General features: G+C 49.6%; 13 protein-coding genes. 4 read left to right on the plus strand and 9 right to left on the minus strand.

Annotated features, from left to right (window positions below):
* Positions 1-122 precede the first annotated feature (122 nt).
* A complete protein-coding gene (locus tag ACYZZ0_RS21950; RefSeq protein WP_461538811.1) occupies positions 123-1,598 on the minus strand; it encodes an SLC13 family permease in 1,476 nt (491 codons plus the stop codon).
* 402 nt (positions 1,599-2,000) lie between these two features.
* On the opposite strand from ACYZZ0_RS21950, the gene ACYZZ0_RS21955 reads away from it, so the two are divergent.
* Together ACYZZ0_RS21955 and ACYZZ0_RS21960 are read left to right on the plus strand one after the other, a co-directional pair.
* Positions 2,001-3,290 (plus strand): SLC5/6 family protein, encoded by a 1,290-nt coding sequence (locus tag ACYZZ0_RS21955; RefSeq protein ID WP_461538812.1) that lies wholly within the window; start codon positions 2,001-2,003, stop codon positions 3,288-3,290.
* Positions 3,291-3,651: 361 nt separating this feature from the next.
* Positions 3,652-5,058: an L-serine ammonia-lyase gene (locus ACYZZ0_RS21960; protein WP_461538813.1), complete on the plus strand. Its 1,407-nt coding sequence runs from the start codon at positions 3,652-3,654 to the stop codon at positions 5,056-5,058.
* 126 nt (positions 5,059-5,184) lie between these two features.
* Here ACYZZ0_RS21960 and ACYZZ0_RS21965 read toward each other — a convergent pair whose 3' ends face one another.
* The 3 genes from ACYZZ0_RS21965 to ACYZZ0_RS21975 form a co-directional block, all read right to left on the minus strand.
* Complete coding sequence (locus ACYZZ0_RS21965) at positions 5,185-5,544, minus strand: response regulator (RefSeq protein WP_461538814.1); 360 nt, start codon at positions 5,542-5,544, stop codon at positions 5,185-5,187.
* Between the two features lie 263 nt (positions 5,545-5,807).
* Positions 5,808-6,377, minus strand: coding sequence for a transposase (locus tag ACYZZ0_RS21970; RefSeq protein ID WP_461538815.1), 570 nt, complete (start codon positions 6,375-6,377; stop codon positions 5,808-5,810).
* A gap of 95 nt (positions 6,378-6,472) precedes the next feature.
* Positions 6,473-6,868, minus strand: coding sequence for a PACE efflux transporter (locus ACYZZ0_RS21975; protein WP_461538816.1), 396 nt, complete (start codon positions 6,866-6,868; stop codon positions 6,473-6,475).
* A gap of 90 nt (positions 6,869-6,958) precedes the next feature.
* Here ACYZZ0_RS21975 and ACYZZ0_RS21980 point away from each other — a divergent pair, with 90 nt between their 5' ends.
* Positions 6,959-7,843: a LysR family transcriptional regulator gene (locus tag ACYZZ0_RS21980; protein WP_461538817.1), complete on the plus strand. Its 885-nt coding sequence runs from the start codon at positions 6,959-6,961 to the stop codon at positions 7,841-7,843.
* 6 nt (positions 7,844-7,849) lie between these two features.
* On the opposite strand, the gene ACYZZ0_RS21985 is transcribed toward ACYZZ0_RS21980, so the two are convergent.
* Complete coding sequence (locus tag ACYZZ0_RS21985) at positions 7,850-8,422, minus strand: DJ-1 family glyoxalase III (protein ID WP_461538818.1); 573 nt, start codon at positions 8,420-8,422, stop codon at positions 7,850-7,852.
* A 216-nt stretch (positions 8,423-8,638) separates the two neighbouring features.
* Between ACYZZ0_RS21985 and ACYZZ0_RS21990 the strand changes: the two genes are divergently transcribed.
* Positions 8,639-9,904, plus strand: coding sequence for a multidrug effflux MFS transporter (locus ACYZZ0_RS21990; RefSeq protein WP_461538819.1), 1,266 nt, complete (start codon positions 8,639-8,641; stop codon positions 9,902-9,904).
* Here the strand turns inward: ACYZZ0_RS21990 and eda are convergent.
* From eda to ACYZZ0_RS22010, 4 genes are read right to left on the minus strand one after another with little or no spacing between them, the layout of a single operon-like run.
* A complete protein-coding gene (gene eda, locus ACYZZ0_RS21995; protein WP_461538820.1) occupies positions 9,887-10,525 on the minus strand; it encodes a bifunctional 4-hydroxy-2-oxoglutarate aldolase/2-dehydro-3-deoxy-phosphogluconate aldolase in 639 nt (212 codons plus the stop codon). The genes ACYZZ0_RS21990 and eda overlap by 18 nt on opposite strands.
* On the minus strand, positions 10,522-11,439 hold the full coding sequence (locus ACYZZ0_RS22000) for a sugar kinase (RefSeq protein ID WP_461538821.1): 918 nt from the start codon (positions 11,437-11,439) through the stop codon (positions 10,522-10,524). The genes eda and ACYZZ0_RS22000 overlap by 4 nt, the downstream gene beginning before the upstream one ends.
* Positions 11,436-12,659 (minus strand): mannonate dehydratase, encoded by a 1,224-nt coding sequence (uxuA, locus tag ACYZZ0_RS22005; RefSeq protein WP_461538822.1) that lies wholly within the window; start codon positions 12,657-12,659, stop codon positions 11,436-11,438. The genes ACYZZ0_RS22000 and uxuA overlap by 4 nt, the downstream gene beginning before the upstream one ends.
* Positions 12,659-14,155: a mannitol dehydrogenase family protein gene (locus ACYZZ0_RS22010; protein WP_461538823.1), complete on the minus strand. Its 1,497-nt coding sequence runs from the start codon at positions 14,153-14,155 to the stop codon at positions 12,659-12,661. The genes uxuA and ACYZZ0_RS22010 overlap by 1 nt, the downstream gene beginning before the upstream one ends.
* Positions 14,156-14,187: the final 32 nt, after the last annotated feature.

Below are 14,187 nucleotides of genomic sequence, written 5' to 3' on the forward strand. Positions count from 1 at the left end.
GGATTCTGCAATGGCTCAACTGTCGCTCAACTATAGTTGAGACTGGTAGTTTAATATTGATGCGAGTCAATAAACAGCTCGCTTTATAAAATCCAGTTGAATTTAGTTGCGGATTGTTGAGTTCAGGTAAGAATTCCTAACCAGACCATGACGGACAAGGCACTACAAATCAGCAAAATACCGAGCGGGCTGATGATTCTGGCGGTGCGAATAAAGTCTCTGGTTTGCACCATTCCTGAAGCATGAGCGAGCGCATTGGGTGGTGTGCTGATCGGCAGCCCCATCCCCAGTGATGATGACAGTGCAACAAGGGATGCAATAGCGACCAGTCCGCCCCAGTCGCCGATTCCGGCGATGGAAACTGACATGGTCGCAGCAATAGGCATCAGCAGGTTAGCGGTTGCAGTATTGGACAGGAACGTGGCCATCAATACACAGACAACCGACATGCCAAGGAATATCAGTACCACCGGCAGGCTGTCAAAACTCATCATACTGACCAGCTTCAGTGCCAGTCCGGAAGTGCTCAGTGCAGCCCCAATGGCAATACCTCCGGCCAGCAACCACAGCACATCCCAGCTGATATCTTTCAGATCATGCTTGCCGACAATACCGGTAATACTGAATATGGCGACCGGCAGGATGGCTACGGCGTAAGCATTCATGCCATGTAAGCCGGAAAACACCCACAGTAGTACGGTCAGCAATACCGTAGCATAGACAATATAGGGCTTGAGTCCTCTTTCAAAAGTAGAGTCAATTTTGATTTTAATTTCGTGGCTTCGGGTCGGATAAAGCCGCAGTAACAATTGCCAGCTGAAAGCGATCATGATGATGGCCAGCGGAACTGCAAATGCCATCCAGCTGCCGAAGGTAATGGCGTGCTCCCCGGTGAAATAACGGAAAGCAATGGCATTGGGTGGTGTACCAATCGGTGTGCCCATTCCACCCAGGTTGGCTGCCACAGGTATCGCCAGCACCATCGCCCGAACTCCCGGATCGTCCCGGTCCATATCAGCCAATAGTGGTGTCATGATCGTGAGCATCATCAAGGTGGTTGTGGTGTTGCTCATAAACATCGAGAAGACGCCGGTAATCATCATGATGCCCAGCATCACCGTTTCATAGCGACGTCCAAAAGGCTTTAGCAGCACCCGGGCCAGGTTCAGGTCCAGCTTGTATTTGGCACTGGCCAGCGCAATAAAAAAACCACCCAGGAACAGAATAATAATCGGAGACGCAAAGCTGCTGAAAATTTCACTGTAGTTCAGTGCATGCTGGCCCAGTTCTCCACGCAGGAAAAACGGAGCGTTATCTGAAGCGGTGAAAACCAGCAGGGTAATAATCAGCAACGAAGTGGCAAAGGCCGGAATCAGCTCGGTTACCCAAAGAAAGGTTGCCAGCAAGAAAATAGAAAGAATGCGTTGCTGCACAACATTCAGCACCCCTTCGGCAAAAACAATATCAGGCAAGGCAAAAGCAGCTATCAGTGCCAGCAGGCACGGAATACATTTTTGAAATGGCATAGGACAGGTCTTCAGGCTGACAACGTAACTAACCCGGGCGTGAAGGTGAATCAGGTTAACGTGAACACCCATCACAATGGTCTGCTTCTGACAGCATCAGATAAATGCTGCGGGGCAGGCTGTTTGTCAGCAAAGTGTAAGTTTTTTGCCTGATCGATGAAAGACCGGATTGTTAATTTAAATTGAGTTGAAAAAGTTAACAAAATTATCCTGAAACCCTTGCAGCGCAAAGGCTCCAGCAAAATCAGCGATATTTAACAAAGACATGTAATGATCCGGTGGTTTCGGCTGATTTTGTACGTTGGGTTACCTGATATTTACGGGAAATTGCAAAATAAATAGGTGTGCTTTCGGAGTGTGTAAATCTCCGTTTACTCATAAAGTGCCCACCGATTTTTCATGAGCAGTACTTCCTCCCCCATCCCCTCCCGGAAGTACTTCTTCAGACGTTTACATACCGCCTTTGGAGGCACCGTGGATCAGACTCAAGAGATGATGCAAGGTACTGTCAGTGCAAGCAATGCTGCCGCCAGCGCTGGCAAAAAGCGTGACATGGAGTGGATGCTGGCTCTGTTCGGCACCGCAGTTGGCGCAGGTGTTTTGTTTCTGCCGATTAATGCCGGTCTGGGCGGTATCTGGCCGTTGATCGCCATGACCGTACTGGTCGGTCCGATGACTTTTCTGGCGCACCGTGGCCTGACCCGGTTCTGCCTGTCTTCTTCCAACCCGGACGGTAATATCACTGACGCAGTGGTTGAACACTTCGGCCCGAAAGCCGGTTCTGTGATCACCGTTGGTTACTTTGCATCTATCTTCCCGATTCTGATGATTTACGGCATTGGTATCACCAATACTGTAAACAGCTTGATTATCAACCAGCTGGGCATGACGCCTCCGCCGCGTCTGCTGCTGAGCTTCGTACTGGTTGTTGCGCTGGTAGGTGTTATGGTTGCCGGCCAGAAGCTGGTACTGAAAGTGACCCAGGCCATTGTTTATCCGCTGATCGCGGTACTGCTGGGTGTTTCCCTGTACCTGGTTCCCGAGTGGAACGGTGCCCAGTTTGATGCGCCGTTCAATATGGCTGACTTCTTCAAGACCATGTTCGTCACCATTCCGGTACTGGTTTTTGCCTTTAACCACTCTCCGGCCGTATCTTCCTTTGCTTCTGCTTACCGCAAGGATCTGGGTGACAACGCCGAACCGGCTGCCAGCCGCACCCTGCTGCGTACTTCCATGCTGCTGACCGGCTTTGTAATGTTCTTTGTATTCTCCTGTGTCCTGACCCTGTCTCCGGCAGAACTGGCCCAGGTCAAGAACGACAACATTGCCATTCTGTCTTACTTTGCCCAGCGCACTGATAACAACCTGTTTGGCTGGCTGGCCCAGATCGTTGCCCTGGTAGCTATCAGCTCTTCTTTCTTCGGTCACTACATGGGTAGCCGTGAAGGTCTGAACAGCATTGTGGTCAACGTGCTGAAGAAGCGTAACCCGAAGGCTGAAATCAGCGAAGCTCGTGTGAACCGTTTCAGCATGATGTTTATTACCCTGGCTGTATGGGCTATCGCTTATGCCAACGTCAGTGTCATGGGCATGATTGAAGCGCTGGTAGCACCGATCCTGGCGATGATCCTGTTTGTTATGCCGGTACTGGCTGTTAAGAAGATCCCGGCTCTGCGCAAGTACGAGTCCGGTGCTAACACCTTTACCCTGATTATGGGTATCATCACCATCACAGGCTTTATCGCTTCCAACTTCTTTATGTAAGATAGCGGGCAGCAATTTGCTACTGTGATTGATCAATGCCCGCACCCTGAAGGTTGCGGGCATTTTTTTAGACGGATCAACTCTATTTCCTCGAAGACTGTCTTGAGTGCTGTTATAGCAATGTCGTCTGGTTGGTTTATTTTCTGATTTTAGACAACAGTCTGGTCGCGGTTTTTACCATGATCGGAACGACAAAATATCGTCTTTTACGGGAAGACAGGTTCGAGAACAGGTTGGTATGATCCGCGCCAATTTTCATGCTGTTAGATGATGCGCCACAAGGTGCTTCTGCCCTGACCGCCATCAAATGTGAATTACAGCAGTGACCCGGAAGTAGTATTCCGGCAGGCTGGAGAAAGTCATGACCCTGAGCGTTTTCGATATCTTTAAAATCGGCATTGGTCCTTCCAGTTCCCATACTATGGGGCCGATGTGGGCGGGACAGCGCTTCGTCAATGAGCTCAAACAAAAAGGTGTGTTTGAGTCGACCGCAAGTATTCGTGTTGGTCTGTATGGATCACTGGCCCATACCGGTGTCGGTCACGCGACTGACAAGGCAACGCTGCTGGGTCTGGCCGGCTTCCGTCCGGATACTGTTGACCCGGATGAGGCAGACAAGGCATACGACTACATTCGTAACAGCAGCTCCATGAAGCTGGGCGGTACTCACTCCATTCCGTTTGATTACGAAAGCCAGATGATTTTCCACTTTGGTGAGGAGTTGCCGGAACACCCGAACGGCATGCGGATTTTTGCTTCCGACGCTAACGGCATTGTCATCTACTACAAATCCTACCTCTCCATTGGCGGTGGCTTTATTGTTTGCGCTGATGAATTCAATGCAACCAAAGATGGCCTGCAACCAGCAGACAGTGGTCAGCCGGAACTGCCTTACCCATTCAAAAGCGGTGCAGATCTGCTGGAAATGTGTGAGCGAGATGGCATCACCATTGCTGAACTGATGATGGCCAATGAAAAGGTGCGTACCAACGGTGACGAGGAAGCGGTTAACCAGGGTATCGACCAGATCTGGGATGTGATGCGCAACTGTATCGATCGTGGCCTGAAAATGCAGGGCACTCTGCCGGTCAGTGGTATGAAGCGTCGTGCATCCGATATGCATCGCACTCTGATGGCTAACCCTGAATCCATGCTGACAGATCACTTTGCCATTATGGACTGGGTTACCCTGTTCGCCATGGCGGTTAATGAAGAGAATGCCTGTGGTGGTCGTGTCGTAACGGCTCCGACAAATGGTGCGGCTGGTGTCATTCCGGCAGTACTGGCTTATTACACCCGCTTTATCAAGGGTTCCGATCAGCAGGGTATTCGCAACTTCCTGCTGACAGCTGCGGCTATCGGCGCGCTGTATAAGATGAATGCATCCATTTCCGGTGCTGAAGCGGGTTGTCAGGCTGAAGTCGGCAGTGCCTGTTCCATGGCGTCCGGTGCTCTGGCTGCTGTGATGGGCGGTAATGTTCATCAGGTTGAGAATGCGGCTGAAATCGGCATGGAACACAACCTGGGTATGACCTGTGACCCGATTGCCGGCCTGGTTCAGGTACCGTGTATCGAGCGTAACGGTATGGCAGCTATCAAGGCGATTACCGCCTGTCGTCTGGCCATGCGTGGCGATGGTAACCACGAGGTTTCTCTCGACAGTGTTATCGAGACCATGTATCAAACCGGTCTGGACCTGCAGAGCAAATATCGCGAGACTTCCCGTGGTGGTCTGGCGGTGTTTGCCAAGAAGCAGAGTGTGGCCTGATAAGACGGGTTGCATGGCAAGTCAGAATAGCAGCTTCTGGCTTGCCGGATATCATCGAGCCGACCGTATTAGCTTTATTCCCGCAACTTTGGTAATACGGCTGGCGGAACATTTTTTTATTAAGAATTAAAGTATATTATTGACTGCTTTCACCAAATCTTCTGAAGTAAAAGGTTTGACTACGTAGTCGTCGGCACCTAGTTTTTTACATTTATTGACGACAGTTTGCTGCCCGACAGCACTGACTAGCAAAAATTTTGATTCCAAACCTTCTTCTTTCAGGATCTTCAGTATTTCGAAGCCCATCATGTCAGGAAGAATGTTATCCAATGTGATGAGGTCTGGCTGGAGTTCCAAGGCCAAGTTTATCGCTGTTTCACCGTCTGGGGCTTCTCCTATTATATCAAAGCCATTTTCTTCAAGTGATATCTTAATCTGCGACCTCATGTAAAACGAGTCATCTACAATTAATACTTTCTTAGCCATGCTTAACTCCTTATGTTCGAGAATCTTCTCTTTTTTGTTCTTTGTTTTTTTATTGATTATTAGTTCTAAGTTAAACGCGAAATCCGATTCTAAGCGGCTGTTTTTATTTTGGCAATAAGCTCATTTTGGAAATCCAGATAACGTCTGAGGAGGTATTCAATTCAGTACCACGGAAAATCGCTTTAAAATGGATCACTGAGTCGGATTTAGTAGTTTCTCTTAGGATAGACATTAAGCTCCACCCAAAAAGCATAAACCCAGTCTCATACAGTCAAAGCCAGTGATGATGGCGATGACGGCAGGCAGGCTCTTTCTGAACGGGTATCCTCCGTCAGCTGAACCCGCACGAGATTGTCATTGAGAAGATCCATCGTTGTATGAATCTCAACAGCTGCCGGGCTTATCCTGGAGAAACGGCCAGGGAACACATCCTCCAAAGCCTTATACACGGCTTGGGAAGAGCCGTCATGGATATAAATGTGCTCAAAATCTGAGAAGGGACTATTTTCATCAAATGCCAGAACCTTACGGGAGAACAGCTCCAGACAGCAGAACCAGAGCCAGAGTATCAGCGTAGGCAGAGTGTCTTTCTTGGGCTGATTGATCCATGAGCGATAAGTGACGTTACAGCCAGTCAACTCGTTAAATTTTCGATGAAGGTCAGCCAGTGTCGTGGCGTTGCCATCCCCGCCCAAGGCCGTTATCAGAGACAGGATGAAATCAAGGGGCATGATGTTCCGTAACCGGATAGTGAAACCTACTTGTTCAGCGATTTGAGTCAGCTCGGCTTGAGAGAAGCAGGTCAGCAGTTTTTTCAACTGTTCTAATATCAATGCAGTTCATCTTGTTCAGCCTCAGAATGGTTTTACCGTAGACTATATCAAGATGAACTCTGTCCTATGCTTTGTGGGTGCTTGAGACTTAATGTCTACCCTAAGAATCGGTCATAGGCCCAGTTAAAAACCAGTGAATAAACCAGAAAGAAAACCACGCCACCAATATCAAGCAGCAGCACCTGCAAGAATGGCATGTCCAGTGCCCACATCAAAAAAGGCACAGAGACAAAGATGAGTCCACACTCAAAGCCAAGACTATGCAGAATGCGGAATTTTAATCCGCGCTGGTCACGTTCTATCTGCAGATAGTGATCAATTCCCCAATTGTAAATGTAGTTCCATACCATGGCGCAGACGGACAGGATGACAACAATCCCACCCATACTGACGGTGTCTTTGCCTGTTATGTATGAGCCAAGAACAATGGCAAGTAGCAGTGCGATCACTTCAAACAATACAGCGTGAAAAATTCGTTCTTTGTAAGACATGGATAAGTTCGTTGAATCCGTATGTTGATATTTCTCCATTCTATTTTTATTTTGGGTGGAACAAAGTTAGCTTCTATCGGTTTTAACGATATGTATACGCTGGAACAATTGCGAATGTTTGTGGCTGCAGCTGAAACAGGTTCGTTTTCGGCGGCCGCAAGAAAGCTGGGCAAGTCTCAATCCGTGGTAAGTCAGGGCATTATCAATATGGAAATTGATTTTGATATTGCTCTGTTTGAACGCAGTGGCCGCTCTCCGGTTCTGACCGAGCAGGGACGGGCACTGTTCATGCATGCCCGCAGCCTGCTGCAACATCATTATCGAATGGAGCAGGCGGTTTCCAGTTTTGCCGGTGATCATGAGACCCGGCTGGTATTGGCACTGGATGAGGCCTTGTTGCTGCCAGGAGCCAGTAACATGCTAAAGCAATTTGCTGAGCTGTTTCCGGCAACCCAGCTGACATTTATTAGTGTTGCCAGTCCGGATGCACCGGGACTGGTGGAGTCCGGGGCTGCTGATCTTGGGTTAATGTTTGCAGCTCCGGGTTTGAATCCGAAACTGGATTCCGTTTTTATCGGACTGCTGCCGTTTGTGGCAGTAGCTGCATTTGATCACCCGTTGTCTGCAATGAAGTCCGTAGAGTTGAGTGATCTGGCGCAGTATCGGCAGTTGCTGGTAAAGGGCGTGGAAGGACAGGTATTACGTGACTTTGATGAGCTAGGGCCTGATATCTGGTGGTGCAATAACCTGTATATGTTGCGGGAGCTGGCACTGCAGGGATTTGGCTGGAGTTATATTCCTCGTCATCTGCTGGAAGAAGAGCATTACAGCAATCAGTTAAAGGCATTACCCGTAGAGATAGACTACAAAGCCTGGAGCCTGCCGGTTGAACGTATTTCAGCCCCCGGTCATAGCCGGGGGCCGGCATTTACCTGGCTGGCAGATAATATACTGGATTTATTAGATCAGAAGTGAGCGAAATTACTGGATAGCGAGCATCTGTCTTGCAATCGGGCGATGCATATCCTTGCCACACAGCGCATCAATCAGGGCAAAGCTGAAACTCATGGCACTGGCAGGTCCTTGTGCCGTAATCACCCGGTTTTTGGGATCAACGACAACTGGTGTATCCGGGCTGGGCAGGGCGGTTTCCAGCTGGTCCAGATAGTCCGGATAACAGGTTGCACAGACATTATCCAATAGCGCATGGTGGGCCAAAACCACAGCCGGAGCGGCACAGATTGCGGCATACCATCGCCCCGCCTGTTGCTGCCTTTGTAGTAATGAAATTAATGGCTCACAGTCCCGAAGATGACGGGCGCCAGGCATACCTCCCGGCAAGGCAATCAGGTCAAAACTCTGGCTGGCACAGAAGTTGATATGGCAGTCGGCAATAAGCCGGACACCTCTGGAAGCCTCGATCGATAAACGGTTTTCTTCCGTACAGGCTGCAACAGTCACATTACAGTTGGCACGGCGCAGGGTATCAATAACAGTGACAGCTTCAATTTCTTCAGAGCCGTCAGCGATGGGAACAAGTACCTCGGCTGGCATTGACCTTCTCTCATACGACCAGGAAAACGGGCAGGTGAAATCGCACGAGTCTCATAGCTAACTGAGAACGCTCTCTAAGTATTATTCAAATTGAATGATGTGGACAGGTTGCGTAACCTGTTGCTCCCGATGAATGGACTCAGCACTCTTCCAATGCAGTAATCCCTGCCTGAACGTTTTCTGGTCCAGAACAATAATGTATGGACAGTAGTACTCATGTCTCAGGCCACCACTTCACAGCTTTCCGCCCGCACTGCGTCCGGGCACGGAAGAGCAGAGCTTATTGCGCTTACCGCTTTTATGATGTCTCTGGCAGCACTTTCAATCGATATGATGCTGCCGGCACTGCCCCAGATTGGTCAGGAGCTGGCAGTACCCAATGCCAATGACCGACAGCAGGTAATCGTCTTCTTTTTATTGGGCAATACTTTGGCCCAGATTATTTACGGGCCACTGTCTGACCGCTTTGGACGCAAGCCCGTCGTCGCGTTGGGTATTCTGATTTTTCTGGGTGGTAGTCTGGTTTCTGCACTTGCAGGCAGCTTTTCTGTAATGCTGGCTGGTCGCATATTGCAGGGTGTGGGTGTGGCTGCGGTCCGGGTATTGGCAGTCGCTATTGTGCGTGACCAGTATGCCGGAGTGGATATGGCCCGGATTATGTCGATGGCTATGTCGGTGTTTATTCTGGTGCCCTGTGTCGCCCCGTTGGGAGGGCAGCTTGTGCTGGCTGTTGCCGAGTGGCGTTATATCTTTATTGTCTTCAGTCTGATGGCCGCATTGCTGTTGTGTTGGTTCTGGCTGCGACAGCAGGAAACCCTGACAGCCGAGAATCGTCGGGCATTCAATCTGCAGACATTTATTGCGGGCGTGAAGGAAATCTGCACCAATAGCACAACCATCGGATATACCCTGGCGCTGGGTATGATTTCCGGTGTTTTCAGTAGTTACCTGATGTCTTCCCAGCAGATCTTTCACGAGATCTATCAGGCTGGTGATCTGTTTGCACTGTACTTTGCAATCCTGGCTTTGGCTGTTGGAGCTGCCGGGTTACTGAACTCGCGTATCGTGGTTCGCTTTGGTATGAAGGCGCTGTGTCAGACGGCAACGATCGGTATAGCACTGCTTTGCGGCATACTGTGTGCTTACTCCCTCATAACCGGTGTGGTTGTCTCCCTGAATATTTTTCTGGCGGTAATGATTGCGGTCTTTTTCTGTATCGGTTTTGTGTTTGGCAATATGAACTCGGTTGCAATGCAACCGATGGGACATATTGCAGGTGTGGCAACATCGGTTATCAGTCTGATCAGTGGCATGGTTGCACTGGTTATCGGTGCCAGTCTTGGCGCTGCTTTTAACCAGACTATTATTCCGCTGACCGGTGGTTTTACCGTAGCGAGTATTTTGGCCTTGCTGGTGATGCGCTGGGCAGATAGCCAACCCTACCGTTCAGAAGGTGCGGGCGTTTCATCCGTTAATGCCTGATTTTTCCGCCAGAAAGTCTTTCGCCTGTGCAGTAATTGCCGGCCAGTCTTTTGCTTCTATCAGTTGCCGGGGTGTCAGCCACGACACTCCGGCACAGGGAACATTTGGAAGGGCCAGATAGCTGGCAAGATCTGCAACTGAAATCCCTCCGGTTGGGCAAAACTTTGTCTGCGGGAACGGACCAGCCAGTGCTTTAAGGGTGGCAGGCCCACCAAGGATTCGGGCAGGGAACAGTTTCAGCGTATCAAACCCCATACTTATAGCCTGCATGATTTCTCCCGGGGTGGCTACTCCGGGTAGTATCGGGATTGATGTTTGCCTGGCCTGCTGTAATAACCCCGGATAAAACCCGGGTGTAACAATAAAATCTGCACCACTGTCTTTTATATTGTTAAGTTGGTTGCTATGGATCACTGTGCCGGCTCCGACACAACATTCCGGGAAGACACGCTTTATTCTGGATATAGCATCAAGAGCACCATCCGTTCTTAAAGTGATTTCCAGCACACTTAATCCGCCTGCCATCAGGGACTCAGCGAGAGGCACAGCCTGTTCCGGCTGGTGGAGTGTAATAACGGGCAGAACAGGTGATGCCTGCTGCAGAATATCTGAAACACTCACTCCATCTGCTCCGCGGGTATAATGGCTCCTTTGTGGCGGATAACTTTTGCAGCCAGCCGGTTTCCGTTGCGGGCTGCCTGTAGTGGGGACTGGTTCATCATACGAGCAGCAAGGTAAGCGCTGTTAAAGGCATCACCTGCTGCGGTTGTATCAATAACTTCTTTGATCTGCTTGGCTGGTACCGTGCTGTTTTTGGTAAGAGTGCCTCCTAGATGACAACCGTTTTCTCCCTGTTTCACCACAACTTCTTTAGTCGTTTTAAGCCGGGAAAGCATTTGCTCGGTTTTTTTATCACCGAATAGTTTTTTCTCATCATCAAATGAGACCAGTGCGATATCGACAAATTGCAGGACCTCATTTATCCAGTGACGTGCAGTTACTTCTGATTCCCAAATCATAGGGCGGTAGTTACTATCAAAAGCAATGGTGGCTCCTCTCTGGTGAGCCTGCGCCATCAGGTAGACCAGTAATTTCCGACTGGCAGGGTCAAGAATTGCCAGAGAGATACCAGAAATAAAGTACAGATCAAATGATGTCTGCAGGGTGAGGAGTTGTTTAAGGCTAAGGCCCTGGGAAAACAAACTTCTGGCAGCTGAGTCATTGCGCCAGTAACAGAAGCTGCGTTCGCCCTCAGGTGTCAATTGAATACTGTAAAGGCCCGGTTGCTTGTCAGCAATTTGGGTAACCAGGTCACAATTTAACCCTTCATCCTGCCATTGCTGCAGCATACGGTTACTCAGACCATCAGCCCCAAGAGCTGAAATAAAGCTCACATCAGCCCGAGAACCCATGCAGCGTTTAAGGTAGACAGCGGTGTTGTAAGTGTCACCTCCCATACTTAACGTGCAGCGATCTCCTTCTGTCTCAGACAGCTCTGCCATGCACTCTCCAATACAGGCAACTTTTATGGTCATGCTGTTTGTTCCTGCTGCCGAAGCAGAGAGCGCTCGATCCCCATCATCAGCCCCCGTAATTCCGCCAGACCACGCATTCTGCCAATACAAGAGTAGCCGGGGTTGGTTGTTTTATGCAGATCGTCCAGCATCTGGTGTCCATGGTCAGGACGCATTGGAATACGGTAGTCCTGACGTTGTTGTTGGATGCGTTTGTACTGCTCCTGCATCAAACTTCTGACAATGGCATACATATCATGATCACCCTGCAGATGATCAGCTTCGTAGAAGCTCCGGTTATCCGATTCCAGATGAGTGTTGCGTAAGTGGGCAAAGTTGATACGGTGACCCAGTCGGGAGGCAATACCTGCAAGATCGATATCGGATTGAGCCCCGAGTGAACCGCAGCATAATGTCAAACCGTTGGCTGGTGAGTCTATCAACTGGAGAACACGCTGCAGATCCTGTTCACTACTGGCAATGCGGGGCAGACCCAGAAGGTGTCCAGGCGGGTCATCGGGATGCAGGGCCATTCTTATACCCAGCTGCTCTGCCAGCGGGATTATTTCCTGCAGAAATACCGAGAGGTTATTTCTCAGATCGCTGGTATCGATATATGAATAATCAGCCAGAGTCTGCTCCAGCTGTTGAAGGTCATAGTCCTCTTCTGCACCGGGTAATCCTGCAATGATATTGGATGTCAAACCCTGAATATCGTCCGCAGACATGGCTCGATAATACTGCTCGGCTTGTTTCTGTTCGGTGCGGGTATAGTCCTGCACAGCGCTCTTGCGTTGCAGGATATAAAGATCAAAGGCTGCAAAAGCCGTGGCATCAAACCGTAATGCTTTTGATCCGTCAGGTAACTGAAATGCAAGGTCTGTCCGGGTCCAGTCCAGTACTGGCATAAAGTTGTAGCAAACAGTATGGATGCCGCAGGCAGCGAGATTACTCAGAGTCTGTTTATAGTTTTCAATATGGGCTTGCCAGTTTCCCCGCTGTTGCTTGATTTCTTCTGTAACAGGAACACTCTCTACTACTGACCAGTTCAACCCGGTTTCCGTGTTTTGAGAATCATCCCATTCTATTTCATGGCAACGTTGTTGAATGGCCTCGACACTCCAGCTTTCTCCGTTGGGTATATGATGCAGGGCGGTCACAATGCCGGTTGCACCGGTTTGGCGGATATCACTGATAGTGACCGGATCATCAGGGCCAAACCAGCGCCAGGTTTGTTCCATCAGGAATTCTCCTGTCTGGCTGAAAGGGCAGCGACTGCTTTTGCCGCACCCTGTTTCAGCAGTCTGTTATAAGCCTCCTGGATTGTTGCTATAAAGTGAGGGTGTTGGCCAAGATCTGTGCCGAAGACTGTTTCTTGTTTTATTACTGCTGCAACATAATCCGTTGGACTGTTACTGTAGCGTTTGAACAGGCCCTGCAGATCTGCTTGCATCGGATCGGATAACTCAATGGATTGACCCTGTTCGTCGTTACCCGTGATATAACGCATCCATCCGGCAACGCCTGATGCCAGACAATCAAAATTGCTGTTGCGCTGAAGATGCCAGCGTATGGTATCAAGCCATCGCTGCGGGATTTTCTGGCTGCCATCCATCGCAATCTGTGCATTTTTGTGTTTTAAGCCAGGGTTACGGTAGCGTTTCAATAATTGATCCGCGTAATCTTCAAGGTTTACTGCGTCAGGCATTTCCAGAGATATGGCGGCTTCGGAACACATGAGCCGCCGGGTTGCTGTATAGAAGACCGGATCTGATATTGTGTCGGCAATGGTGCGATATCCGGCCAGGTAACCAAGGTAGGCCAGAAAGGAGTGGCTGCCATTGAGCATCCTTAATTTCATTTGTTCATACGGTCGTACGTCGCTGACAAATCTGGCCCCATCAACCAAGTCCCAATCGGGTCGATCGAGAGGGAAGTTATCTTCGATAATCCATTGACGAAAGTACTCGGTAATCACCGCGGCACCATCACGAAAACCAAGCCTGTCTTCCAACTGCTTCAAATCTTCGGGTGTTGTTGCCGGTACAATCCGATCGACCGTCGTGGATGGAAATGCGACGTTTTCCCTGATCCAAAGGGCAAGATCCGGATCTGTTGTATCTGCCAGTTGTACCACGGCCTGCCGGGTTAAAGTGCCATTCTCCGGAATATTGTCGCAGCTCATTATTGTGAATGGCGGAATTCCTGACTTTCGTCGTTTGTTAAGAGCGTTTACGATCATTCCTGCTGCAGTGTAAGGCTGATCAGGACTGGTGATATCGTGCTGAATATCCGGGTGATCCAACTGTAACTCTCTCGAGGCAGGCTTCAGGTAATAGCCTTTTTCGGTGATCGTCAGGGAAACAATTCGTGTATTCGGGTCTGCCATTTTTTGTAGTAGATGATATGGCTCGGGACGAGAAAACAGAGTATCGACAATTGCACCACAAACCCGTGTTTCGGGTGTGCCATCGGCTTGGTATTCGGTAACGGTGTAGAGATTGTCCTGCTGCTTCAAGGTATTTACGAGCTGATGATTACTGCGGATATTGGCCGCACAGATACCCCAGTCCAGCTTTCCTGTTAGGTTTATAACATCGTTTGTGTACAGTGCCTGATGGGCCCGGTGAAAAGCCCCCAGTCCAAGATGAACAATACCGGTTTGCAGCCGGTTACGGTCATAGCGGAAGCTGTCGACACTGGTAGGCAGTTGAAGTTGCTGATTCAGTTGCGGCATCGTTAACTCGGCGTAGTTTATCTGCTGTCCTG

This window comes from Spongorhabdus nitratireducens (assembly GCA_947387575.1).
GTDB lineage: Bacteria > Pseudomonadota > Gammaproteobacteria > Pseudomonadales > Endozoicomonadaceae > CANDOC01.

Bases quoted from the DNA above. Each gene is read 5' to 3' on its own strand.
- ACYZZ0_RS22010 (WP_461538823.1), bottom strand. From the start codon at position 14,155: ATGCCGCAACTGAATCAGCAACTTCAACTGCCTACCAGTGTCGACAGC.
- ACYZZ0_RS22000 (WP_461538821.1), bottom strand. From the start codon at position 11,439: ATGACCATAAAAGTTGCCTGTATTGGAGAGTGCATGGCAGAGCTGTCT.
- ACYZZ0_RS21950 (WP_461538811.1), bottom strand. From the start codon at position 1,598: ATGGGTGTTCACGTTAACCTGATTCACCTTCACGCCCGGGTTAGTTAC.
- ACYZZ0_RS21960 (WP_461538813.1), top strand. From the start codon at position 3,652: ATGACCCTGAGCGTTTTCGATATCTTTAAAATCGGCATTGGTCCTTCC.
- ACYZZ0_RS21990 (WP_461538819.1), top strand. From the start codon at position 8,639: ATGTCTCAGGCCACCACTTCACAGCTTTCCGCCCGCACTGCGTCCGGG.
- ACYZZ0_RS21980 (WP_461538817.1), top strand. From the start codon at position 6,959: ATGTATACGCTGGAACAATTGCGAATGTTTGTGGCTGCAGCTGAAACA.
- uxuA (WP_461538822.1), bottom strand. From the start codon at position 12,659: ATGGAACAAACCTGGCGCTGGTTTGGCCCTGATGATCCGGTCACTATC.
- ACYZZ0_RS21975 (WP_461538816.1), bottom strand. From the start codon at position 6,868: ATGTCTTACAAAGAACGAATTTTTCACGCTGTATTGTTTGAAGTGATC.
- ACYZZ0_RS21985 (WP_461538818.1), bottom strand. From the start codon at position 8,422: ATGCCAGCCGAGGTACTTGTTCCCATCGCTGACGGCTCTGAAGAAATT.
- ACYZZ0_RS21965 (WP_461538814.1), bottom strand. From the start codon at position 5,544: ATGGCTAAGAAAGTATTAATTGTAGATGACTCGTTTTACATGAGGTCG.